The following is a 22,442-nucleotide window of genomic DNA, read 5'->3' on the forward strand; positions in this document are numbered from 1 at the left end:
AATAAAAAAAAGTCAAAAAAAAGGTTGTTAACATGAAAGTATTGATTATTGGCGCAGAGGGAATGTTGGGACACGACCTGGAGGCGGTTCTGGGAGTGGAGCATGAAATCAGCACCACCACCATCCACACCCTGGACATCACCGACCTGGAAAAGACGGTTAAAACCATAGGGGAGATCAACCCCCAGGTGGTGGTCCATGCCGCGGCCTTCACCGACGTGGATGGCAGTGAAGAACGGGCGGACCTGGCTTACCAGGTGAACGTCCTGGGAACACGTAACGTGGCGGTGGCCTGTCAGAAGACCGACAGTGCCCTGGTGTACATCTCTACCGACTACGTCTTCGACGGTACCAAGGACGGTTCCTACCAGGAGTATGACCAGACCAACCCCCTGGGCATGTACGGGAAGACTAAATATCTGGGTGAGGTGCAGGTACGGGACCTTCTGGACCAGTTCTACATCGTGCGCACCAGCTGGCTCTACGGCTACCACGGCCCCAACTTCGTGGCCACCATGCTGGGCCTGGCTGAGAAGCTGGACCAGATCCAGGTGGTGTCCGACCAGATCGGTTCCCCCACCTACACCGTGGACCTGGCCCAGGCCATCAACCAATTGATAAAAACACCGGCCTACGGCATCTACCACGTTACCAACAGTGACCACTGCTCCTGGTACCAGTACGCCCAGCTCATCTTCCAGATGAAGGGGGTGGAGGTGGAGCTGGTGCCGGTCACCACCGAGGAATTCGGCAGCCCGGCACCTCGGCCCAAGTACTCCGTCCTGGATAACTACCACTGGCGGATGCAGGGACATCCACCACTCCGCAGTTACAAAGAGGCCTTGAAGGATTACCTGGAGTTATTAGAATAAACTCCCACCCTCTCCTGGGCTAAAAATCCCACCCTTTGGGTTAAAAAAGAGTAACTATGGAAAAATCCACATATTTAAAATAAATGAATCAGTTTCAATTTAAAAATTGTCCAGATTCTTCTTCATCACCACCCGCAGGTAGCAGCGTTCCTGGTCCCCGGCGTTGAACTCCACCGTCTGGAAGAAGTTGGCCAACTCATCGTACATCTTCCACAGGGTGTCATCATCTGCGTACACACAGTAGGTGGACTCCGCCTCATATAAAACTTCCACCACCCCGGGATAATGCTCCTGTAGATCCTTCAAGATATCCTGAACCGTTATTTGCTCCATTTCGTACATTCCTAGACCCCCCCATACCATTAGATTTCTTACCCATTTTTGAAAGACTGATACCAATTATTTTATTATAAGCAATTAATATAGATATTAGGAGAAAAAAGCAACTAGAAGTATGAATTTATTATCCATAACCCGCTCTTTAACCTAAACCTCATAAATATAACCTTAAAAAGTATGGTGTTCACCATGGAAACCGTTAACATTCTAATCGAGGCCCTGCCCTACATCAAGAAGTTCCATCAGCAGAAGATCATGATTAAGTACGGAGGCCACGCCATGATCGACCAGGCGGCCAAGAGCAGCACCGCCCGGGACACGGTGCTCTTGAAGTACGTGGGCATGCAGCCCATGGTGGTCCATGGCGGGGGACCGGAGATATCCCGCTCCATGAGCAAGATCGGTAAAAAGCCCAAGTTCATTGGGGGCCTGCGGGTCACCGACCAGGAGACCATGGACATCGTGAAGATGGTCCTGGTGGGTAAGATCAACACCGAGATCGTGGCCAACATCGGACTCCACGGGGGTAAGGGGGTGGGTCTGTCTGGCAAGGACAACCTGCTATTAAAGGCCCGGAAACGTTCACCCCAGGTGGTGGTGGACCAGGAGACCGGGGAGGAGACCATGGTGGACCTGGGATTGGTGGGGGAGATCGAAGCCATCCACCCTGAAATCCTGGATGTCCTGACCCACAACGATTACATCCCGGTCATCAGCCCCATCGGGGTGGATGAAAATGCCAAGACTCTGAACCTCAACGCCGATACCGTGGCCGGGGAGGTGGCCGCCGAGGTGGGGGCGGAGAAGCTCATCATCCTCACCGACGTGCCCGGCATCCTCACCGACCCCTCGGACCCCGAGAGCCTCATCAAGAAGGCCGACATCGGGGAGGTCCTGGACCTCATTGACCAGGGCATAGTCAAGGATGGGATGCTGCCCAAGGTGGCTACCTGTGTCAGCGCCCTGGAGAAGGGGGTTAAATCAGCCCATATCATCGACGGCCGGGTGAAGCACTCCATACTCCTGGAGATATTCACCAAGAAGGGTATCGGGACCATGATCACCCTGTAGGGCTGATTGAACTTCTTTTTTTTTATTTTTATTTTTTTTTAGACAGTTAAGTGTCCAGCACCCTGGAAAGATTTAAGTACCACCATCACCAAACAATCCATAAACTTGGATTTATTGATTTATTCTTGGTGTGATCATGGAAGAAAAAAAAGTCAAAGAGTACGTTAAGAAACGCTACGGAGAGATAGCTAAAGAAAATACCACTTGTTCCTGTTGTGGGGGCGGTGACACCATGGAACAGGCCCAGCAGGTAGGTTACACTGCAGAGGAACTGGCTGAACTACCAGAAGAGGCGGTTCTGGGGTTAGGTTGTGGAAATCCAACGGCCCTGGCCGGATTAAAAGAAGGTGAAGTGGTACTGGATCTGGGCTCCGGTGGTGGTATCGACGTATTTTTAGCCTCCAACCGGGTTGGCTCATCTGGAAGGGTGATAGGATTGGATATGACTGAGGAGATGATCCGGAGAGCCCAGAAAACAGCAGAAGAGGGTGGCTACACCAACGTGGAGTTCCACCTGGGTGAAATAGAAGACATGCCCCTGGAGGATGAGATGGTGGATGTCATCATCAGTAACTGTGTCATCAACCTCACCACCGACAAGTTAAAAGCCTTCCAGGAGGCCTTCCGGGTCCTTAAACCTGGGGGTCGGATGATGATATCGGACATGGTTACCGAGGGTGAACTGGACCCTGAGATAAAAAAGAGTCTCGGGGCCTGGTCGGCATGCATAGCCGGTGCCCTGGACAAACAGGAATACCTGAGCACCATTTTTTTAGCTGGATTTGAGATGGTGGAGATCCTCACCGAAACCAGTTACCAGGAACCGGACCTGGATCCCCGGCTGGAGGGCCGGATAAAGAGCATCCAGGTCAAGGCCGTTAAGGGGAATTGTTCCTGCTGCACTGGTTGTGGATAAAACTATCCAATATTGAAGATTCTTTAAGAGATTTTAGTTTCATCTGAAATGGAATGGGGAAAATGGAATGGCTCAAAAAATTAACGGCAAGTGCCGGCCCGACCCGGAGCAAATAAGCAGACTGCAGAATATTTTATCAAGCATACCCTCGGAGGAAGAATTTTACCAGAATTCAGAGATCCTTAAAGCACTTTCAGATCCCACCCGCCTGAAAATAATTTACCTTTTACAGGAAGGAGAGTTGTGCGTCTGTGAGATCATGCATGCCCTGGAAAAACCACAATCCACAGTATCCCATCATCTGAACATCCTGAAAAATGCCGGTTTCATAAAGTGGCGCAAAGCGGGGATCTGGATCCATTACCAGCTCTCCTGCCCGGAGATATTGGAACACATCCAAGAAATCACAACCATGATGAAATAGCGCTGACTTTAAACCTTTAAAAAGCGTGTGTAACTCCTTCCAGTCTAAATTCACTCCTAAATTCTAACTAAAAGAGGCAAAAGAACATGGCCGATATATTACAGGAGCTGGTTAACTACCTGACCTATGTACTGATGGGTTTGGATCCCGCCTCCCACCTGGGTAGTGCCGTTAACTTCTTTATCTACGACACCATCAAAATCCTTATACTTTTAACCGTGATAATATTTGCTATATCCTTCTTCAGAAGTTATATATCGCCCTTTAAAGTCAGAAAAGCGTTAAGTAAAAGAAATGAGTATGTGGGAAATGTGGGGGCTGCTTTGGTAGGTATTATCACCCCCTTCTGTTCATGTTCCGCGGTGCCTCTGTTTATAGGCTTCGTTGAATCAGGAGTACCCCTGGGTGTAACTTTCTCCTTCCTGATATCATCCCCCATGGTCAATGAAATAGCCATCATCCTACTTTTGGGGTTGGTGGGCTGGCAGATAACAGCCATATACATCATATCCGGGCTTATCATCGCCATAGTAGCAGGTATAATTATTGGTCGGCTTAAATTAGAGGGGGAAGTGGAAAGCTACGTCTACGAGATGATCGAGAAAATAAAAGCCGCGGAACAATCCGGTATGGCATTGGAAGAGGAGAAACAAACCCTTAAAGAACGGGCCCTATCCTCCTGGGATTACACTAAGGATCTGCTGAAAAGGGTGGGTCCCTACGTCGTCATCGCCATTGGAATCGGAGCCATCATACACGGTTACGTACCATCAGATTTCCTTTTAACTTATGCCGGTCCAGACAATCCCCTGGCAGTTCCCATTGCGGTCCTAATCGGAGTGCCACTGTACTCCAATGCAGCCGGGATCATCCCCCTGGTGGCGGTATTCATTGACAAGGGAATACCTATAGGAACTGCTCTGGCCTTCATGATGGCTGTAACCGCCTTATCCGTCCCGGAGATGATTATACTCCGTAAAGTATTGAAACCTAAACTCCTGGCCATATTCATAGCCATACTGGCTGTTTCCATCACGGCGGTGGGGTACTTGTTCAACTTTATAGCTGGTTGATAAACGGTTCAAATGATTTTCAAAAAAAATTTCAAAAAAATGCTTTGAGGTGAAAAAAATGAAAATAGAAGTGTACGGTACGGGATGTGCCAATTGTCAAGCCCTGGAAAGGAATGCTAAAAAGGCGGTGAAAGAACTGGGAATCCCGGCTGAAATAGTCAAAATCAAGGAGATGGACCAGATCCTAGAAGCAGGTTTAACCTCCCTTCCGGGATTAGCCATCGATGGAGAACTGAAGTCCATGGGTCGTATACCGCCAGTGGCAGAGATTAAAAAGTGGATGCAGTCCAACTTATAGTAAGTTCTAATTATCCTAATGAACCCCCTCCTAATGAACCCCCCCCTTACCTTACTCTTAATAAGAGTGAATTAGTGATTTAATAGTGGAGAAAATGCATGGAGTATGTCATACAAGTTCAGAACCTGGCCAAGAGCTATAACAATATCAAAGCCGTGGATGGCGTGGATTTCCAGGTCCCTAGGGGAGAGATATTCGGCTTCCTAGGTCCTAATGGTGCGGGGAAGACCACCACCCTCCGCATGTTAACTGGTATCATCAAACCCGACCAGGGCCGGGCCTGCATAATGGGCTACGACATTCAGAAGGAACCATTACTGGCCAAGGAACACCTGGGTGTGGTACCGGAAACCTCCAATGCCTACGTGGATCTATCGGCCTGGCAGAACCTGATGTTAATGGCCGGACTCTACGGGGTTTCCTCTGATATTGCGCAGGAAAGGGCTGGGAGTCTTTTAACAGAATTCGGCCTCTACCACCGCAAAGATGATAAGGTTAAGGGCTTCTCCAAGGGCATGAAACAGAGGTTGATCCTGGCCATGGCCCTCATCAACGACCCCCAACTCCTATTTTTAGACGAACCCACCAGTGGCCTGGATGTGCAAAGCAGCATTCTCATCCGACAGATGCTGGTGCAGCTCCGGGAGAAGGGGAAAACCATCTTCCTCACCACCCACAACCTGGAGGAAGCTAACCAGCTATGTGAAAGGATAGCCATCATTAACCAGGGCAAGATCGCCGCTATTGACACCCCGGAGAACCTGAAAAGGACGATTAAGAAGCTAAAATTTATAGAGGTAACCTTCCATGCTCCGGTCCGCCAAGCTGATTTATCAGAAATACCGGGAGTGCTGGAAGTCAAAAAAACGGGTGATAAATATACCTTAAACACCGATGACGTTAATCTGCTCATTCACTCGGTCACCCAATTTGCTAAATCCAGAAATATTAAAATCATAGCTCTTAACACCTTAAATCCTTCTCTGGAAGAGGTGTTCATGGAACTCATCGGGAGGGCTTAAGGATGTCCATACTCATCGGGAGGGCTTAAGGATGTCCATTTATAGTGACCAGTTTAAACGTTCCCTGGCCATCATGAAAAAGGACATCCTGATCTACTACCTCAAAGGGCCGGTCATCATCTTCGGGATATTGATACCATTATTCCTGTTCCTGGCTTTCCTGACCGGGAGTAAGAACCTGTCCACCGACTTCCTGGTCTCGGGCCTCATTGGGATGACCATGCTCTTCACCGCCACCTCGGTGTCCCCGGTTATAACTCCCTGGGAGTCCCAGATGAACACCCTGGAACGGCTGATGGCCTGCCCCATATCCATCTACACCCTGATCATGGGTGACCTGCTGGCCTCGGTTATCTTCGGATTTTTCATCTCCCTGGTCCCGGTGCTTATTGGAATACTGATGGGAGTCATTCCCATCCATTTCCTGGTCCTGCTTCTGGGGATCATGTTAGCTTCCGTATGTTTCTCGGCACTGGGTCTTCTCTTGGCCACCCCACCCACCAACGCCCCCTCCAACGTCATGATGATCTCCTCCCTGGTCAAGTTCCCCCTGGTATTCATCAGCGGTATCTTCATCCCCCTGGAGAACCTGCCCTATTGGGGTAAAATCATAGCCTCCTTATCCCCCCTAACCTACTTCACGGATCTGACCCGTTACTCCCTGCAAAAGGTGAGTTACTATCCTTTATGGGTGGATTTCGTGGCTATCATCATATTTACCCTGATATTCTTCGTCCTGGCCGTGAAGATCCATAAAAAAACGTTGCCCATGCGGATCTAGAACTAGAAGTAAATGTGGATAATATTATGAATCATAACCAGAAAAAGAAGGTCCTCTTCATCTGCCGCAACAACTCCGGCCGGTCCCAGCTGGCGGAGGGCATCCTGCGACATTTATATGGGGACTGCTACCAGGTCTACAGTGCTGGCTCTGATCCCCGAGCCATCAACCCTCTGACCCTACAGGTCTTACAGGAGCTGGGTGTTGATACGTCTCCCCTGGAAGCGAAGAGTCTGGAAAAATACCAGGGCCAGGAATTTGACCTGGTGGTGTCCTTATGTGGAGGGGAAGATGAAGAGTGTCCCATATTCTTAACTGCCGCTCGGTTTATTCACCAGGGATTCCCTGATCCCCGGGAGATATCCGTGGATAACCAGCTCAGTCCAGAGGAAAAACTGGAAGGGTTCCGCCAGGTGAGAGACCAGATCCGGGATTGGATTGAAGCCCAGTTTAAACCAGGATAGGTCGACTTAAAATAGAAACCCGGTTTAACCATATCCGGCCACTGGAAATAGAAGCAGAGTTTAAAGGAAGGCACTGAAATTGAAGCAGAATTTAAAAAAATCACGGGAAGTATTAACATGATCAAAATAGCCATAGTAACCGACGGTCCCTACGGAGAACGGGCCTACGCCACCATAAAAGAGGAATTTGAAACCGAATTTGTAGTCCTGGAACCACCGGCCGGTACCTTCGTGGAGGAGGTGGAAATACCCCCCGAGGAGCTGGAGAAAATTAAAAGCGCCGACCTGGTCATCACCTACATCCTGCACCCGGATCTCTCTCTGGACCTGGTGGACCTCATCCACAGCCAGGTGGACTGGATCATCGTGGGCGCCTGGAGGGGTGAGGGCTTTAAGAACCAGTTACTCAACTACGGTAACGTGACCTGCCCCGAGAACATGTGCGACCTAACCGAAAACGGCAACCCCACCTTCGACCAGTTCGTGGCCAAATTCGGCCGACCTGTGGTCCATATCAGCTGCCAGGGTGATAGGGTGGTGGATATCCAGGTGGAACGATGCTCTCCCTGCGGATCCACCTACTTCGTGGCCCAGGAGTTAAGGGGTGAAAAGACTGCTAACCTGCCCATTAAGGCCGGACTCAAGATCCAGCACTATCCCTGCCGGGCCCCTAAGATGAGATTATTCACCGATGATGAGTGTAAAAAGGAACTGGCTGCCAACTTCCACAAGGATGCCTTCCAGGAAGCCCTGGAGAAATAATAAGCTAAGAAAAAGGAATAAAATCTTAAATAACCGCCATGAACGCTACCATTTAGAATCAGTTATTTATTAAGGTGTGAGGCACAAAATCATTCCCTGAACAATATTGTGCGCTCACCGACGAAAAAACCGTCTCCGTGTCCAAACCTCCAAACAAGGATTGGAGGGACCTATTTTTGGACAAATATTGATCAAGCATCATCACATATAAATCTTTTTATTTAATTCCCGTTCATCCCGGCTTTCTAGGTCCTTTTCGAAATTTACCGGATGCAATAAAGGTTTTTAAGAGTCAGGTTAGGGAGAAGTTCTTTTCCAGACCCATCTACTCCATATCCCACCATTTAATGATAATTTTAAAAAAAGGAATTCAGCTAATCTTTGGCTCACCTAATAATCAGTCTTCAAATGGTTATAAGAATATTCCCTGCTCCGCTAACCTTACCTGTACCGGAGTATGGTCTTTTTATGATACTGACTCTTCTAGGGATATATAAATACCATATTAAACCTAGAGTTGCCTTTCTAACTAAATAACGCCTCCAGGAGGGGTGTTAATAAATCTGATCCCCATCAGGATATTACCAATTTCATCCTCCCTCATAATGAATGTCTGGATCCCCCAGAAAATCTTCCCTGAATCTTTATTGGTCCAGCAGACCAGCCATCCATCTTCCATTTCTACATTTTCAAAAGGCAATCCTTATCCCCTGGTAACCAGATAAAAGATGATGATAAAATTATATTAAAGTTAGTAACCCTAAGGAATTAGATGGTGAGTATCATGTTACAAGTAGGTATTATAGGAGCCAGTGGCTACACTGGCGGAGAACTCTTAAGATTTCTGCACTACCATCCCCAGGTGGAGGTGGTGGCGGCCACATCACGACAGCACGCCGGACTGGCCATACGGAAGGTACATCCCCACCTGCAGGATCTGGACCTGAAATTCCAGGATATCTCCCCCGGGGATATGGATGCGGATCTGGTCTTCACCGCCACCCCCCACGGGGCCTCCATGAACATCGTACCCCCCCTGGTGGAGAAGGGTATGAAGGTGGTGGACTTGAGCGGGGACTACCGCTTCAAGGACCTGGAAACCTACCAGAAGTGGTACGGGTTGAAACACACCCACCCCCTGGATGCAGTGTATGGCATGCCGGAGATATACCGGGAGTCTATAAAGAAGGCCCAGCTGGTGGCTAACCCTGGCTGCTACCCCACCGGGTCCATCCTGGCGGCCCTGCCCCTGGTGAACGAGGAACTGGTGGAATTTGTGATCATGGACGCCAAGAGCGGAGTTAGTGGAGCCGGGATTAAACCCACACCCGCCACCCACTATCCCAACTGTGGGGATAATGTGGTGGCCTACAACCTCACCAGCCACCGGCACATGCCCGAGATCCAGGAAAAACTTTCCGAGTACTCCCCGGTTAAGGTGGGCTTCACCCCCCATCTGGTGCCCGTTATCCGGGGGATACTGACCACCCTGCACTGTTACCCCCGGGATGAAATCAGCACCGATATGATGGTGGACCTCTACCAGAAGTTCTACCAGGATGAGCCCTTCATCAGGGTCCTGGAGGATGGTGAAGTACCACGCCTGAGCTCGGTACGGGGATCTAACTACTGCCACATCGGAGCCTTCCAGACCGATGATAACGGGCGTCTGGTAGTTGTATCGGCCATTGATAACATGGTTAAGGGCGCTTCCGGGGTGGCGGTGCAGAACATGAACCTGATGTGCGGTTTCCCTGAGACCCTGTCCCTGGAGGGAATTGGTCTGCATCCCTAGGTGGGATGCCAGACCCCCATCACCGGATTAGAGGCCCATCCCTAAACCTTATATGGTAGGGTTTAAAGATTATGAGCTAGTGTGAACCTCTAAATCCCGGGTAATGGTGATTATTAGTTTTGTACCCGGGGGATAGTGCGAGGTATTATAATGAAGACTGTGATTTTGTTTTACTCACGGACCCGGAAAACGGCACTGGTGGCCAAAACACTGGCCCAGGCAGTAGGGGCGGACCTGGTGGAGGTCATAGACCGCACGGAACGTATGGGTCCCTTGAATTATTTTAAATCAGCTTTAGATGCTGTTCGAGAGAATAAAACCCGTATTGAACCTGAGAAGATAGATCTGAGTGATTATGGTCTGATATATATCGGGGGCCCCACCTGGGCTTCCAAGCCAGCCCCGGCCATCATCACCCTCATCGACCAGTGTGACCTGCAGGGTAAGGACGTGATACCCTTCACCACCGTGGGACGTAACACGGCTGGCCAGGCCACCTTCACCACCATTGGTAACCGGGGTGCCCGTCAGGTTATAAACCGTATGCGAGAGAAGATCGAGGCCCGAGGAGGGCGTATGGTGAACTCCATCATCATCGGTACCGGTGGTTTCACCGACCTGGAGATTGCAGAGGAGGTTAAAAACACGGTGCAGGAACTGGACCTGCCCATCTACGGAATTTAAACCGGTGAATGTCATGAAAGAGAAACTACTATTATCATCATACAAGCCGCTGATCATCATCCCCGTGGTGATTACCATTTTATGCCTGGTGCTGGTGGCAGTTAATGGACTTCCAGGAAGTATAGACCTGGAGGGAGGCACAATAGCCATTTTACAGCTGGAAAAGCCTGTGAGTCAGGCTGAACTGGAAAGTACAATCTCCACCGGCTTGGGAACCACGGAGGTGGATGTTAAATCCATATCTGGTGATCAAGCCACGGTGGAGATTGCCGGGAACGTGGATGTGGTTAAACTCACCGAAGTCCTGGCGGGAACGGCCACCATACAGAGTTACCGTTCTGTGGGTGCTCTTATAAGTGAAGAGGCCCTGACCCAGGTGTACTATGCCCTGGCCTTCGCCTTCCTGTTCATGAGCATCACCGTGTTTGTCATCTTCCGCAGTGTGGTGCCCTCCCTGGCGGTTATTGCCGCAGCAGCCTCGGATATAATCATCGCCATTGGTGGGATGAGCCTCTTCGGCATTCCCCTCTCCCTGGCATCGGTGGGGGGGCTGTTAATGCTCATTGGTTACAGTGTGGACACCGACATCCTCCTCACCACCCGGGTGTTGAAGGAGAAAAAGGGAACCGTCACCGAAAGGGCCATGAACGCTCTGGGAACAGGTCTGACCATGACTGTAGCGGCTATAGCTTCCATGGTAGCCCTCTACTTGGTGGTGGTCTTATTCATACCCGCCGCCTCGACCCTGGCCGATATCGCTGCGGTACTTATCATTGGACTGCTGGCCGACTTGATGACCACTTGGATCATGAACCTGGGAATACTCCGATGGTACCTGGAGGCACGCTAAATGGATTTCAAAGAATTTATCAAGGACTGGAGGGTTATTCTCCTCATCATTCTGGTGGTAGGAAGCATAGCCTCCATCTCCATCAATGGATTGGAGCAGGGCCTGGATCTGAAAGGTGGAAGTGTGATCCAGATTGCTCTGGAACAGCCGGTGGATGCCGATACCATGGGCACGGTCACTGCGGTTCTGGACCGTAGACTGAACATCTTCGGGGTTAAGGATGTTAAGGTCCGGGCCAGTGGGGACCAGGCCGTCATCGTGGAGATTGCCGGGGTATCGCCGGATCAGGTGGCCCAGGTGGTGGGCACCCCCGGTAAGTTCGAGGTTAAAATAAACAATGAGACTGCCCTGGTGGGTTCGGATATAACCAAGGTATCACCCTACCAGGTCACCGGCACCCAGTGGAGTGTGCCCTTCACCATATCCACCGAGGGGGCTAAGAAGTTTGCCGAGGTAGCCCAGGGTCAGGCCAATGCCCCGGTGGACATGTACCTAGACGACCAGCTCATATCCTCACCACTCCTGGACCCGGGACTGGCCACCGGAACCGCATCCACCGATGTGGAGGTGAGTGGGACCGAAAATACCTCAGAAGAGGCCCAGAACCAGGCCAGGACCATCCAGACCGTGTTGCAGTCGGGGGCCCTGCCAGTGAAGGTTTCCATCCAGGGAGTGAGCAGTGTCTCCGCGGAGCTGGGTGAACAGTTCCTGAACGGAGCCCTCATCGCCGGGTTACTGGCCCTGGTGGTCATCAGTATCATCATCTTCATCCGCTACCGAACACCGGTGCTGGTGATACCCATCATCCTCACCAGCCTGGCGGAGCTGGTGCTGATCCTGGGAACGGCCAGTGTTATAAACTGGAACATCGATCTGGCTGCCATTGCCGGTATACTGGCCGCCATTGGTACCGGGGTGGATGACCAGATCATCATCACCGACGAGGTGCTCAAGGGTAAAAAGACCACCAGCCGGAGAACAGGATTCCAGGCCAGAATTAAAGGTGCCTTCTTCATCATCTTCGCCGCTGCCGGAACTCTCATTGCGGCTATGCTGCCTTTAGCCTACGTGGGCTTCAGCCGGGGATACAGTGGTATCGGAACCCTGTCCGGTTTCGCCTTCACCACCATCATTGGGGTGCTGATCGGTATCTTCATCACCCGGCCGGTCTACGCCAAGTTCCTAGAACTGTTGGTGGTTGATAAAAAGATAAAAACCGCACCGGCCAAGGAAGAAACCACCAAAAAAGGTAAAAAAGATCGAAAAGGCTCAAAAAAGAAAAAAAAGGGTAAAAGGAAGTAACCTTTTACCTTCCCCCTTAATTTTTCTCAAGTTTTATCACTTTATTCTAATTATTTACCTCTTGGCTTGCAAAATTATATTAACATACTCCTCCATATCCTCCTATAAGATACGAGGAGATGAGTAGGCTATGAAGACCCCCCGGGAACTGAAGGTCACACCCATACGGAATGGTACGGTCATCGACCATATCACCGCCAACAAGGCCCTGCACGTTCTGAAGATCCTGAACCTGCCCAGCCAGGAGACAGCAGTGACCATTGGTATGAACGTCAAGTCCTCCCAGATGGGAGCCAAGGACATAGTCAAAATTGAGGGCCGGGAACTGGAATCGGCTGAGGTGGATAAGATCGCTCTCATCGCCCCCCAGGCCACCATAAATATAATAAGGGACTATGAAATCGTAACCAAGGGTAAGGTGAAGCTCCTGGAGACCATCAGCGGCATCATACGCTGTGCCAATCCCAACTGCATCACCAACACCGAGGAACCAGTGGACTCCCTGTTCTACGTCACCAGCCAGGAGCCCCTGGTGGTGCGTTGCTACTTTTGTGAACGGGCCATGGACCAGGCCGAGATTGAGAACCAGTTCGGACCCCTGTAGGGGATTGAGGTTTATTTTTTATATTTTTTTAATGAAAAAGGGGGAATAAAAGAATTCAGGGGGTTATGATAGATGCAGATGTTTAGGAAAGTAGTGGACGTGCACACCAGCATCCGGGTGGAAATGGTGGACATCACCCGGCTGGTGGAGGAGACAGTCCGGAGCAGCGCCCTCCAGGAGGGCCTGGTGAATATTTACAGTCGCCACTCCACCTCAGCGGTGGTCATCAATGAAAACGAAGCCGGACTGGTGGAGGACTTCCTGGTGGCCCTGCAGAAGCTGGTACCCACCGGGGCGGGGTACCTCCATGACCGCATCGATAACAACGCCGATTCCCATATCCGGGGCTTCCTGGTGGGGGGATCACAGACGTTACCCTTCGCTGATGGTCGGCTGATGCTGGGCACCTGGCAGAGCATCTTCTTCGTGGAACTGGATGGACCACGCCACCGGAAGCTGACGGTGACGGTACTGGGGCTGGATTAAAACGAAATAATATTTCGGAACTTATTCCATAACCAATCCTATTTCCTGGGATGGCAAATGGATGTCATTAAGGGTCCTGAAATCCCTAACTACAGGTATCCTCTTTTGATGGAGAGAAAGAACAAATTGAGCACGTACTGCTATCAGATCTTCCCCTACCGATATCTCCATATCTAAGTTAAAATCACTCTGCAGGGAATATTTGGAAATATTTAAAACTTTAGATGCGTCTAAAATTTCAACTGCTACTGGATGATATTGTTCATCAAAATCCAGTATCAAATAGTTCCCGATTTCCAGTGATTCCTGGTAATGGTAATCATTCACAATCCGGAGATATAGAATATCTGATTGGAAATCGTAGTCCTTTTTTATTTGGAATAGATTTTTCATTAGCGCACCCTTCGGTCTACTTCTTGTTCATATGTTGTTACTACCTTAATATATTTTGAAATAGAGGAAGAAACATCTATGACGATGATTAGATCATAATTCTGGGACTTTTCCGGATGATTATAATAAAGCCGGAATCTTTGCGGCCTCTGTTTAATTATACCCATCAATTTTTTATTTAAAAGGCAATCATATATCCATTCATCTTTAATATTCCGATCAAACATCTTATTGATAGAATGTGGTCTTAAATTGATATTATCTAGAGTTAAATTTTTCAAAAAATATACTTCCAGGGGGATTTCCTCCATGATAATTATTAATAATATTAATATATTTAATACTATGTTAGTCCCCAGGCTAAAAATAAATTCGCTATCTTAAAATAATAGAGAAGATTCCCCTACAGAAACTCCACTTCCAACGCCACCACCGGGTACTCCAGGCCGAAGCTGGTGACCACCCCGGGGTTCATCTCCCCGAAGACACCCTCCAGTACCAGCAGGCCATCCTTCCGTCCCTCCACCCCGGCGCATCTTCCTCGCAGGAAGGAGGGATGCTCTTTTATTTTGATGTCCATGTCCAGTCCCAGGTTGGTTAACACCGCGGCGGTTAAGGACTTGATCTCGGTGAAGTTGGCATGGCTGTGGGTGACGGCGGCGGCCAGCTTCCGCACTCCCTGGCTGCGGGTCTCGGCATCACCATCCAGATAAACCACCTCCCCCACCTCGAAGATCTTCTGGGGCAGGTCCTCGTGCTTGTTATGATCCAGAAATTCCAGTAAACCGTTAAGGAGGCTCTGCCGGATCATGGTACGGTCCTGGCTGATGGGCTGGGCCACCTCCACCCTTTCCTCCTCGGTTAGTCCCATCATATGGTAGTGGTGCTCCTCGTTGGTCAACATAAGGCTCATCACCTCCACCAGGCCCAGTCCCACCATGATCTCCCGGATTAGGGTTTCAAACTCCTTCCGGGGGTCTTCCCGGGCTACAGTGGCCACCCGGGGTAAGTCCGGTTTGATATCGGGGAAAGAGTAGCCGATGGCCACGTTCTCCACCAGATCCACCTGGTGCAGGATGTCCACCCGGAAGGGGGGGACCAGTACCTTAACCGTGTTCTCATCCACCACCTCCGCCCCCATACGCACCCTCTCCAGGGCCTGGGCCACCTCCCGGGCATTGAGGGTGATGCCGATGATCCTCTCCGAATCTTCAACCTCCACCATCATCTCCTGGGGGGTTAAATCCGGCAGGATCATGGTCCGATCTGGATAGGCCATCTCCATGGTACCAATCCTACCACCCGCCTCGGCGAAGCTGGTGGCCAGGATGATGAGGGTCTGGGTCACGGCCTGGAGGTCAGTGCCGGTCACGTCAATCAAGAGGTTCCTGGTGTCCAGAGTCAGTTTGGTAAGTTCTCCATTGATGATGGGGGGCATAGACAGCACGTTATCATCAGCATCCACAATGAGAGGATAATATTCCAAGTTTTCCAGAAGATGGGCGTAGCTCCGGCCCTTCTTATGCTGCTCCAGTATCTCCTGGAGGGTTAACTCCTCCTCACACTCCAGGGGGATGAATGAATCCTCAAGAGGAGACCCGGCCCGGTAGTGAAAGGGAGGTCGGACCACATCCAGGTTATGGATACCGATGGCCACCTTACGGCGGTCCCGGCCCAGCACCCAGTGCAGGTCTTCCTGGAAGTCCATTAACTGTTTCAGCTTTTCCTCATCAAGTTCGATGCCCTCCACCACACAGCAGGCCACGTAGGGTCTTATCTTATCCAGCCGGGGATCCACGGTCATGGTCATCCCCGAGCTTTCGGTGTGGTATTGGGGCAGGCCAGTCTCTATTCCCAGAAATCCGCGCAGGGTTCGGGCCACTCCCTCCACCGATAGGAAGTCAGGACGGTTGGGGAAAAATTCCACCTTAACCTCCTCCTCATCGTAGTCCTCCACGTCGCTGCCGATCATGGGTAACAGTTCCAGGAGTTCCTCCTGGTCCAGGGATGTTCCCAGCAGTTCTTCCAAGTTCTGGTAGGTAAATTTTATAACGGGCATTGTGATCATCTCATGAATCTATTTTTTTTTAATGATTCCTGGGGTCTACAGGGAGAACACCAGGATGAAGAAGGATGCTTCTATGACGAAGTGCAGGGCACGGTGCTCCAGGGGGGGCAGGTTCAGGTTCACGGCCTCGTGGAAGAGATCCACGGCCAGGTGCACCGCCGCCGCCAGGAATCCGATGGGAATGGAAAGGAACACTATCGACAGTACCACGAAGTTGAAGATCGCCTCCAGGAACTCGTGCACCATCCACATGCGGATACTGCTGCCGACTATTCTCTGGATCAGCCCGGCCAGGACCACGTAGAAGTCGAAGAACAAGCTCCAGAAGAGTTTGCTGTGCAACTCGTCACTCAAGGCCAGGGCCACTGCCACGTAGAACCATAACAAATCCATATTCCTATTCACCGTAACTTTATAGATATACTAACTACAACTAACTTATATCAACTATTGATAAAAAGCATATATGTTTTACTTAAGGCTTATTCTCTTAATGTAACTAAAAAATAGGAGAGTTAAAGTAATGAGTAATGGCCAAGTCCCCAAAGATTACGATCATCATAAAGAAACCCAGTGGCAGGAAAAGTGGCAGAAGGACCAGCTCTACCGGTTCAACCCGGAGGAGTCCCGACCCCGCTACATAATCGACACCCCACCACCATATCCCACCGGCTCCATACACATGGGCCACGTCTTGAACTGGCTTTACATGGATTTAATCGCCCGTTATCAACGTATGAAGGGCTGTGAAGTTTTATTCCCACAGGGCTGGGATTGTCATGGTCTGCCCACCGAGGTTAAGGTGGAGGAGATCCACCACATCAAGAAGAACGACGTGCCCCGGGAAAAGTTCCGAGAGATGTGCATCGACCTCACCGGGGAGAACATCGCCGGTATGAAGGCCCAGATGATGCGCCTGGGATTTAGCCAGGACTGGAGCCGGGAGTACGTGACCATGACCCCGGAGTACCAGGCCAAGACCCAGCTCTCCTTTTTGAAGATGTACCACCAGGGCCTCATCTACCGGGCGGTGCACCCCGTGAACTGGTGCCCTCGCTGTGAAACGGCCATTGCCTTTGCTGAGGTGGAGTACCATGAAAACAGGACCCACCTGAACTACCTCACCTTCCCGGATGCAGAGGGTGGGGAGGGAGTGGAGATCGCCACCACCCGCCCCGAGTTACTGGCGGCCTGTGTGGCGGTGGTGGTGCACCCTGAGGATGAACGCTACCAGGACCTGACCGGTAAGACGGTACAGGTACCCCTCTTTAACCGGGAGGTGCGGATCATACAGGATGAGGAGGTGGACCCGGAGTTCGGTACCGGGGCGGTTATGATCTGTACCTTCGGGGATAAGACCGACGTGTCCTGGGTTAACCGTTACGACCTGGACATCATCGAGGCCCTGGATGAGAAGGGCCTCATGACCGAGGCCTGCGGGGACTACGCCGGCCTCCAGATCAAGGAGTGTAAGGAGAAGATCGTGGAGGACCTTAGAGAGGGTGGTCATCTCATCCGAAGGGAGGAGGTGGACCAGAACGTGGGCCAGTGCTGGCGCTGCAAAACCCCCATCGAGATCCTGGTCAAGAAGCAGTGGTTCGTGGCCGCCAACCAACTCTCCGGGGAGATCACCCAATCCGCGGAGGAGATTGACTGGACCCCGGAGCACATGAAGGTCAGACTCCTGAACTGGACCGGTAGCATGGACTGGGACTGGTGCATCAGCCGGCAGCGGATCTTCGCCACCCCCATCCCGGTGTGGTACTGCACCGCCTGTGGAGAGGTGACACTACCCCGGGAGGAGGACCTCCCAGTGGACCCCACCCAGAAACAACCAGTGGAGCCCTGCCAGTGCGGTTCCACCAGCTTCAGGGCCGAGGAGGATGTGCTGGACACCTGGATGGACAGCAGCCTCACCCCCCTGGTCATCGCGGGCTGGCCAGAACCCAGCTTCATGAGTTTATACCCCTCCAGCATCCGCCAGCAGGGACATGACATCATCCGTACCTGGGCCTTTTACACCATCATGCGCTGCCACGCCCTCACCGGAGAATCACCCTTCCAGGAGGCGGTGATCAACGGGATGGTCTTCGGGGATGATGGTCATAAGATGAGCAAATCCCGGGGCAACGTCATCGCCCCGGAGGAAGTCATAGAGGAGTACGGGGCCGATGCCCTGCGCCTGTGGGCCGCTAACAGCGTCCCCGGGTCCGACGTGCCCTTCGCCTGGAAGGATGTGCAGCACAGCTACAAGTTCCTCCGGAAATTCTGGAACGCCTTCCGTTTTGCCAGTATGAACCTGGAAGGATACACCCCCACCCACACCCTCCCGGTGCTGGGACTCCTGGATCAGTGGATACTCTCCCAGCTCAACCGGCTGGTGGGGGAGGTTACCGGGGCCATGGACACTTACAACTTTGCACTGGCCCGTAACCGGATCCAGAGCTTCATCTGGCACCAGTTCTGTGACGACTACATCGAGGCGGTGAAGTACCGGCTCTACAGCCCGGAAAAAGAATCCCGGGAAGCAGCCCTGTACACCCTCTACACCGTTATCAGCACCTCCCTGAAGCTTTTAGCCCCCTTCACACCCCACTTCAGTGAGGAGATACACCAGTACCTCTCCCAGGGTAGTGTGCATCTGGAGCGCTGGCCGGATATCCTGGGGGAACTCATCGACCTGGAAGCCGAGAGAAGGGCCCAGATGGGTATCCAGATCATTGGAGAGCTGCGTCGTTTCAAATCCGCCCAGGGATTACCCCTCAACACACCCCTGGCTGCGGTGACCATCTACACCCCCGAGGATGAGGTGAAAAATGATCTGACGGCATCCTACCAGGATATAGAGGGCACTATCCGCATAAAGGACCTGCAGGTGGAGGTGGGCCGTCCCGAGGTCCAGGAAGTGGTGGTGGAGGTCACTCCCCGCATGGACCGGGTGGGACCCCACTTCAAAAGGGACGCCCCTACTATCGTGGCCTACCTCCAGAACCAGGACCCCCAGGAGTTAGGGGAAACCCTGCAAAGGGAGGGCCAGTTAATGGTGGAGGAGCTCATCATAACCCCGGAATTCCTCCAGACCCGTAAAGAAGTGGTGGGGAAGACGGGGGAGAAGGTCGACATCATCCAGGTGGAGGAGCTGGACCTGGTGGTGGAGATACAGGTCTAAGATGGTAAGTGAAAGAGATACAAGCCTATTCGTGATATTGGTGATGGTATGGAGTTTCTGGTAGAGAAAACCGAAAAGATCAGAGGGGTGGTGCAGGCACCGCCTTCTAAAAGCTACACCCACCGGGCCTTCTTCCTGGCGGCCCTGGCCAGGGGAGAGTCCACCATCAGAAGTCCACTGTACTCCGAGGATACCCTAGCCTCCCTGGTGGCCTGCCAGGCCTTCGGCAGCCAGTTCCAGGTGAGTGATGAAGTGTGCCTGGTGCAGGGCACCGCTGGAAAGCTTCAAACCCCGGAGGACGTGTTGGATCTTAAAAACTCCGGCACCACCCTCCGCCTGGCCACCACCCTGGCCAGCCTGGCCCCGGGAAGCACGGTCCTCACCGGGGATGACTCCCTCAGAACCAGGCCCATGCAACCCCTCTTGGCGGCCCTGGATAAACTGGGAGTGAGGGCCTGGTCCACCCGGGACAATGGCCTGGCCCCCATCATCATCCGAGAAGGCTTCCAGGGCGGCTCAGCCAGCATACCCGGGGATGTGAGCTCCCAGTACATCTCCTCCATCCTTCTATCAGCTCCCTACGCCCAGGAAGGGGTGGAACTGGAGGTTACTGGTGATTTCAAGAGCCAGCCCTACGTGGAGATGACCCTAGATATCATGGCCCACTTCGGGGTGCAGGTGGACTACCAACCAGATGAAAAACGGTTCCGGGTGGACCCGCAGACCTACCAGTCCCAGAACTACACCGTGGAGGGGGATTACTCCTCAGCATCCTACCTCATCGCCGCTGCGGCGATCCTGGAGTCGGAGGTCACCATCCGCAACCTGTTCCGGGACTCCCATCAGGGGGATAAGATCATCCTGGACATCGTGGAAAAGATGGGAGTCCAGGTCCAGCGAGGGGAGTATGAGGTGAAACTGGAAAGTGACGGCCAGATCCAGGGGGTGGAGGTTAACCTGGAAGACGCACCGGACCTGGTGCCCACCGTGGCCGTTCTAGGGGCCCTGGCAGATGGTACCACCACCATAACCGGGGTGGAGCACGCCCGCTACAAGGAAACCGACCGGATCAGCACCACCGCCCAGGAACTCACGAAATTAGGCTTCCAGGTACAGGAAGAACGTGACGGATTAATTTTAGGGGGAAAAATCCCGGAAGAGTTCTCCGGGATGGTGGTGGATAGTCATGGTGATCACCGTCTGGCCATGGCCCTGTCCCTGGTGGGACTTAAAGTAGGTAAGCTTCGGGTGCAAAATGCAGAAGTCCACCACATATCCTTCCCCCGATACCGGGGAGTGATGGAGAAGTTGGGTTGCCACATCGAAGCGGTTAAATAGGGTGGATGTAGCTTATTAGTCCTAATTAAAGGGTAGGATAACGGTGCAATGTCTAACAATGGAAAAGTTATCTGTCAAAATGGGGGGAAGTGCGATCAGAGTAACTGCCAGCACTACCAGTGGCATGACCTCACCCGCCAATGCGCGCCTAGATATTGCCACATAAAGAAAGTGATGACCTCCTGTGAGTTAACGTTACCTGACTAAAAAGATGAATTAAAAACGTATTTTTCTCCATTTTTTCAATTAAAGAGCCTCAATTGGGTTTCTTACTCAATTGGGTTTCTTGTTTTTTTTTACTCCTAGGTCTTAGCTTCCATTTTTTTTTTACTCGTTACCGGTTTCTCCATGAACTCTACTTTTCCATGATTAGTGATGGCTAACATACTTTGACATTATATGAATGTGAGATGTTCAGGTTAGCTTGTATTGTAACCTTCTACGAGGAGGTCTCCGGCGACAGCATAACCAAGCAGTATGGGGTGTTGTCATAACCAAGGGCTTATATAGTTGTTAACCACAAAGTCATAACATACACTGCTTAAATTAATAATTCTTAAGGTGCAGGCGGGAACCATGACCGGTAATAACCACTCCAAGTTACGTGAGAAGGAAACCAAAATATTGATCCTGGGATCTTACAACTCAGGAAAGACCACCACCCTGGAGAACATCTGCCATAACAAGGCCAAGGTGGAGTACAACGGCACCACCATATCCCTGGATTATGGGAACACCCAGATAAATGGTAAGAAGGTGCACGTATTCGCCTCTCCAGGACAGGAACGCTTCCGTTTCATGCGGGAAGTTCTATCTCGGGGGATGGACGGGGCCATCGTGGTGGTGGATAATAGCCAGGGAGTCACCGCCCTGGATCTGGAGATCATGGAAACCCTCCACCAGGGCCAGGTGCCCTACGTGGTCTTCGCCAACAAACAGGACCTTAACTCATCCCACCTGGACTTGAATGGATTGGACCCCCACGTCGTGCCCACCACCGCCCATGAGGGCAAGGGCGTCCAGGAAGGCTTGAATCTTCTTCTGGATATGGTACAGCAGGGGAGCTGAATATCGAAATCATTGATCAGGTCATCTCTGGCCTCCGGGAACAGTACCAGCTGCGAGTTTTCGAAAACAGGGACCCCTACCGGGTCCTGATCCGCACCATACTCTCCCAGAGGACCCGGGATGAGAACACCGACCGGGCCACGGCCCAGCTTTTTGCGGAGTATCCTACCCTGGAGGATGTGGCCTCCGCCACCCCGGAGGAACTGGAACCTCTCATCCGGCCGGCTGGCTTCTACCGTGTCAAGGCCCGGCGGATCATCGAGGTCTCCCAGATGCTCCTGGATGAGTTCGGGGGTGTGGTGCCGGAGAAGATGAAGGAACTGTTACTTTTACCGGGTGTGGGTCGTAAAACCGCCAACTGCGTCCTGGTCTATGCCTTCGAAAAACCGGCCATACCAGTGGATGTGCACGTGCACCGCATCAGCAACCGACTGGGACTGGTCTCCACCAAGAATCCGGAACAAACCGAATTAGAACTGGAAAAAATTGTCCCCAGAAAGTACTGGATCGAACTAAACGACCTCATGGTCCAGTTCGGCCAGACCATCTGCCGACCGGTAAATCCCCTCCATGAAGTATGTCCCCTGGCAGATATCTGCCTATACTACCAGGAACTGTTGCAGGAACCGGATCAGGAGTAGAAATAGGGATCTGGGTTCACCT

Annotated in this window: 25 protein-coding genes; 20 read left to right on the forward strand and 5 right to left on the reverse strand. The window is 51.7% G+C overall.

Going from position 1 to position 22,442, the window contains the following annotated elements; all coding sequences use genetic code 11:
* Positions 1–32: 32 nt before the first annotated feature.
* Positions 33–872: a dTDP-4-dehydrorhamnose reductase gene (rfbD, locus tag FGU46_RS09800; RefSeq protein WP_286474667.1), complete on the forward strand. Its 840-nt coding sequence runs from the start codon at positions 33–35 to the stop codon at positions 870–872.
* Between the two features lie 99 nt (positions 873–971).
* Here the strand turns inward: rfbD and FGU46_RS09805 are convergent, their stop codons facing one another.
* A complete protein-coding gene (locus FGU46_RS09805; RefSeq protein WP_286474669.1) occupies positions 972–1,214 on the reverse strand; it encodes a hypothetical protein in 243 nt (80 codons plus the stop codon).
* 186 nt (positions 1,215–1,400) lie between these two features.
* Between FGU46_RS09805 and argB the strand changes: the two genes are divergently transcribed.
* The 9 genes from argB to FGU46_RS09850 all read left to right on the forward strand — a co-directional run bounded on the left by argB (position 1,401) and on the right by FGU46_RS09850 (position 8,022).
* Positions 1,401–2,282, forward strand: coding sequence for an acetylglutamate kinase (gene argB, locus FGU46_RS09810; protein ID WP_286474671.1), 882 nt, complete (start codon positions 1,401–1,403; stop codon positions 2,280–2,282).
* Positions 2,283–2,418: 136 nt separating this feature from the next.
* A complete protein-coding gene (gene arsM, locus FGU46_RS09815) occupies positions 2,419–3,198 on the forward strand; it encodes an arsenite methyltransferase (RefSeq protein WP_286474673.1) in 780 nt (259 codons plus the stop codon).
* Positions 3,199–3,265: 67 nt separating this feature from the next.
* Positions 3,266–3,622 carry an ArsR/SmtB family transcription factor gene (locus tag FGU46_RS09820; protein WP_286474675.1) on the forward strand — a complete coding sequence of 119 codons (357 nt, stop codon included), beginning with the start codon at positions 3,266–3,268 and terminating at the stop codon, positions 3,620–3,622.
* 86 nt (positions 3,623–3,708) lie between these two features.
* On the forward strand, positions 3,709–4,695 hold the full coding sequence (locus FGU46_RS09825; RefSeq protein WP_286474678.1) for a permease: 987 nt from the start codon (positions 3,709–3,711) through the stop codon (positions 4,693–4,695).
* Between the two features lie 58 nt (positions 4,696–4,753).
* Positions 4,754–4,993 (forward strand): MTH895/ArsE family thioredoxin-like protein, encoded by a 240-nt coding sequence (locus FGU46_RS09830; protein ID WP_286474680.1) that lies wholly within the window; start codon positions 4,754–4,756, stop codon positions 4,991–4,993.
* Positions 4,994–5,091: 98 nt separating this feature from the next.
* Positions 5,092–6,015, forward strand: a complete 924-nt coding sequence (locus tag FGU46_RS09835; protein ID WP_286474683.1) for an ATP-binding cassette domain-containing protein — start codon at positions 5,092–5,094, stop codon at positions 6,013–6,015.
* A gap of 31 nt (positions 6,016–6,046) precedes the next feature.
* A complete protein-coding gene (locus FGU46_RS09840) occupies positions 6,047–6,796 on the forward strand; it encodes an ABC transporter permease (RefSeq protein WP_286474684.1) in 750 nt (249 codons plus the stop codon).
* A 26-nt stretch (positions 6,797–6,822) separates the two neighbouring features.
* Positions 6,823–7,260, forward strand: a complete 438-nt coding sequence (locus tag FGU46_RS09845) for an arsenate reductase ArsC (protein ID WP_286474687.1) — start codon at positions 6,823–6,825, stop codon at positions 7,258–7,260.
* A 117-nt stretch (positions 7,261–7,377) separates the two neighbouring features.
* Positions 7,378–8,022 carry a DUF166 domain-containing protein gene (locus tag FGU46_RS09850; RefSeq protein WP_286474689.1) on the forward strand — a complete coding sequence of 215 codons (645 nt, stop codon included), beginning with the start codon at positions 7,378–7,380 and terminating at the stop codon, positions 8,020–8,022.
* Positions 8,023–8,551: 529 nt separating this feature from the next.
* Here the strand turns inward: FGU46_RS09850 and FGU46_RS09855 are convergent.
* A complete protein-coding gene (locus tag FGU46_RS09855; RefSeq protein ID WP_286474691.1) occupies positions 8,552–8,722 on the reverse strand; it encodes a hypothetical protein in 171 nt (56 codons plus the stop codon).
* A gap of 84 nt (positions 8,723–8,806) precedes the next feature.
* On the opposite strand from FGU46_RS09855, the gene argC reads away from it, so the two are divergent.
* From argC to FGU46_RS09885, 6 genes are all read left to right on the forward strand, one after another.
* Positions 8,807–9,817, forward strand: a complete 1,011-nt coding sequence (gene argC / locus FGU46_RS09860) for an N-acetyl-gamma-glutamyl-phosphate reductase (RefSeq protein WP_286474693.1) — start codon at positions 8,807–8,809, stop codon at positions 9,815–9,817.
* 150 nt (positions 9,818–9,967) lie between these two features.
* Entirely contained in the window at positions 9,968–10,501 is a 534-nt protein-coding gene (locus FGU46_RS09865) for a flavodoxin family protein (RefSeq protein WP_286474695.1), read from the forward strand.
* 13 nt (positions 10,502–10,514) lie between these two features.
* Positions 10,515–11,351 carry a protein translocase subunit SecF gene (locus FGU46_RS09870; RefSeq protein WP_286474697.1) on the forward strand — a complete coding sequence of 279 codons (837 nt, stop codon included), beginning with the start codon at positions 10,515–10,517 and terminating at the stop codon, positions 11,349–11,351.
* Positions 11,352–12,653: a preprotein translocase subunit SecD gene (locus FGU46_RS09875; RefSeq protein WP_286474699.1), complete on the forward strand. Its 1,302-nt coding sequence runs from the start codon at positions 11,352–11,354 to the stop codon at positions 12,651–12,653.
* 130 nt (positions 12,654–12,783) lie between these two features.
* Positions 12,784–13,257 carry an aspartate carbamoyltransferase regulatory subunit gene (gene pyrI / locus FGU46_RS09880; RefSeq protein ID WP_286474701.1) on the forward strand — a complete coding sequence of 158 codons (474 nt, stop codon included), beginning with the start codon at positions 12,784–12,786 and terminating at the stop codon, positions 13,255–13,257.
* 72 nt (positions 13,258–13,329) lie between these two features.
* Positions 13,330–13,743, forward strand: coding sequence for a secondary thiamine-phosphate synthase enzyme YjbQ (locus FGU46_RS09885; RefSeq protein ID WP_286474703.1), 414 nt, complete (start codon positions 13,330–13,332; stop codon positions 13,741–13,743).
* Between the two features lie 21 nt (positions 13,744–13,764).
* Here the strand turns inward: FGU46_RS09885 and FGU46_RS09890 are convergent, their stop codons facing one another.
* From FGU46_RS09890 to FGU46_RS09900, 3 genes are all read right to left on the reverse strand, one after another.
* Positions 13,765–14,136 carry a DUF2283 domain-containing protein gene (locus FGU46_RS09890; RefSeq protein ID WP_286474705.1) on the reverse strand — a complete coding sequence of 124 codons (372 nt, stop codon included), beginning with the start codon at positions 14,134–14,136 and terminating at the stop codon, positions 13,765–13,767.
* A 403-nt stretch (positions 14,137–14,539) separates the two neighbouring features.
* Entirely contained in the window at positions 14,540–16,195 is a 1,656-nt protein-coding gene (pheT, locus tag FGU46_RS09895) for a phenylalanine--tRNA ligase subunit beta (protein ID WP_286474707.1), read from the reverse strand.
* Positions 16,196–16,240: 45 nt separating this feature from the next.
* Positions 16,241–16,597, reverse strand: coding sequence for a hypothetical protein (locus FGU46_RS09900; RefSeq protein ID WP_286474710.1), 357 nt, complete (start codon positions 16,595–16,597; stop codon positions 16,241–16,243).
* Between the two features lie 130 nt (positions 16,598–16,727).
* Between FGU46_RS09900 and FGU46_RS09905 the strand changes: the two genes are divergently transcribed.
* The 4 genes from FGU46_RS09905 to FGU46_RS09920 all read left to right on the forward strand — a co-directional run bounded on the left by FGU46_RS09905 (position 16,728) and on the right by FGU46_RS09920 (position 22,420).
* Complete coding sequence (locus FGU46_RS09905; protein ID WP_286474713.1) at positions 16,728–19,373, forward strand: valine--tRNA ligase; 2,646 nt, start codon at positions 16,728–16,730, stop codon at positions 19,371–19,373.
* Positions 19,374–19,421: 48 nt separating this feature from the next.
* Positions 19,422–20,711, forward strand: a complete 1,290-nt coding sequence (gene aroA, locus FGU46_RS09910) for a 3-phosphoshikimate 1-carboxyvinyltransferase (RefSeq protein ID WP_286474715.1) — start codon at positions 19,422–19,424, stop codon at positions 20,709–20,711.
* 576 nt (positions 20,712–21,287) lie between these two features.
* Positions 21,288–21,779, forward strand: coding sequence for a GTP-binding protein (locus FGU46_RS09915; RefSeq protein WP_286474717.1), 492 nt, complete (start codon positions 21,288–21,290; stop codon positions 21,777–21,779).
* Positions 21,776–22,420, forward strand: a complete 645-nt coding sequence (locus FGU46_RS09920) for an endonuclease III domain-containing protein (RefSeq protein WP_286478456.1) — start codon at positions 21,776–21,778, stop codon at positions 22,418–22,420. The genes FGU46_RS09915 and FGU46_RS09920 overlap by 4 nt, the downstream gene beginning before the upstream one ends.
* Positions 22,421–22,442: the final 22 nt, after the last annotated feature.

This window comes from Methanobacterium sp. CWC-01 (assembly GCF_030323845.1).
GTDB classification, from domain to species: Archaea; Methanobacteriota; Methanobacteria; order Methanobacteriales; family Methanobacteriaceae; genus Methanobacterium; species Methanobacterium aridiramus.

Excerpts from the sequence above, each read along its gene's own strand:
- FGU46_RS09850 (WP_286474689.1), top strand. The coding sequence starts at position 7,378 with ATGATCAAAATAGCCATAGTAACCGACGGTCCCTACGGAGAACGGGCC.
- FGU46_RS09915 (WP_286474717.1), top strand. The coding sequence starts at position 21,288 with ATGACCGGTAATAACCACTCCAAGTTACGTGAGAAGGAAACCAAAATA.
- argC (WP_286474693.1), top strand. The coding sequence starts at position 8,807 with ATGTTACAAGTAGGTATTATAGGAGCCAGTGGCTACACTGGCGGAGAA.
- FGU46_RS09905 (WP_286474713.1), top strand. The coding sequence starts at position 16,728 with ATGAGTAATGGCCAAGTCCCCAAAGATTACGATCATCATAAAGAAACC.
- FGU46_RS09805 (WP_286474669.1), bottom strand. The coding sequence starts at position 1,214 with ATGTACGAAATGGAGCAAATAACGGTTCAGGATATCTTGAAGGATCTA.
- argB (WP_286474671.1), top strand. The coding sequence starts at position 1,401 with ATGGAAACCGTTAACATTCTAATCGAGGCCCTGCCCTACATCAAGAAG.
- pyrI (WP_286474701.1), top strand. The coding sequence starts at position 12,784 with ATGAAGACCCCCCGGGAACTGAAGGTCACACCCATACGGAATGGTACG.
- FGU46_RS09825 (WP_286474678.1), top strand. The coding sequence starts at position 3,709 with ATGGCCGATATATTACAGGAGCTGGTTAACTACCTGACCTATGTACTG.
- FGU46_RS09830 (WP_286474680.1), top strand. The coding sequence starts at position 4,754 with ATGAAAATAGAAGTGTACGGTACGGGATGTGCCAATTGTCAAGCCCTG.
- FGU46_RS09900 (WP_286474710.1), bottom strand. The coding sequence starts at position 16,597 with ATGGATTTGTTATGGTTCTACGTGGCAGTGGCCCTGGCCTTGAGTGAC.
- FGU46_RS09840 (WP_286474684.1), top strand. The coding sequence starts at position 6,047 with ATGTCCATTTATAGTGACCAGTTTAAACGTTCCCTGGCCATCATGAAA.
- FGU46_RS09870 (WP_286474697.1), top strand. The coding sequence starts at position 10,515 with ATGAAAGAGAAACTACTATTATCATCATACAAGCCGCTGATCATCATC.
- FGU46_RS09865 (WP_286474695.1), top strand. The coding sequence starts at position 9,968 with ATGAAGACTGTGATTTTGTTTTACTCACGGACCCGGAAAACGGCACTG.
- FGU46_RS09845 (WP_286474687.1), top strand. The coding sequence starts at position 6,823 with ATGAATCATAACCAGAAAAAGAAGGTCCTCTTCATCTGCCGCAACAAC.
- FGU46_RS09890 (WP_286474705.1), bottom strand. The coding sequence starts at position 14,136 with ATGAAAAATCTATTCCAAATAAAAAAGGACTACGATTTCCAATCAGAT.
- FGU46_RS09820 (WP_286474675.1), top strand. The coding sequence starts at position 3,266 with ATGGCTCAAAAAATTAACGGCAAGTGCCGGCCCGACCCGGAGCAAATA.
- FGU46_RS09835 (WP_286474683.1), top strand. The coding sequence starts at position 5,092 with ATGGAGTATGTCATACAAGTTCAGAACCTGGCCAAGAGCTATAACAAT.
- pheT (WP_286474707.1), bottom strand. The coding sequence starts at position 16,195 with ATGCCCGTTATAAAATTTACCTACCAGAACTTGGAAGAACTGCTGGGA.
- aroA (WP_286474715.1), top strand. The coding sequence starts at position 19,422 with ATGGAGTTTCTGGTAGAGAAAACCGAAAAGATCAGAGGGGTGGTGCAG.
- arsM (WP_286474673.1), top strand. The coding sequence starts at position 2,419 with ATGGAAGAAAAAAAAGTCAAAGAGTACGTTAAGAAACGCTACGGAGAG.
- FGU46_RS09885 (WP_286474703.1), top strand. The coding sequence starts at position 13,330 with ATGCAGATGTTTAGGAAAGTAGTGGACGTGCACACCAGCATCCGGGTG.
- rfbD (WP_286474667.1), top strand. The coding sequence starts at position 33 with ATGAAAGTATTGATTATTGGCGCAGAGGGAATGTTGGGACACGACCTG.
- FGU46_RS09875 (WP_286474699.1), top strand. The coding sequence starts at position 11,352 with ATGGATTTCAAAGAATTTATCAAGGACTGGAGGGTTATTCTCCTCATC.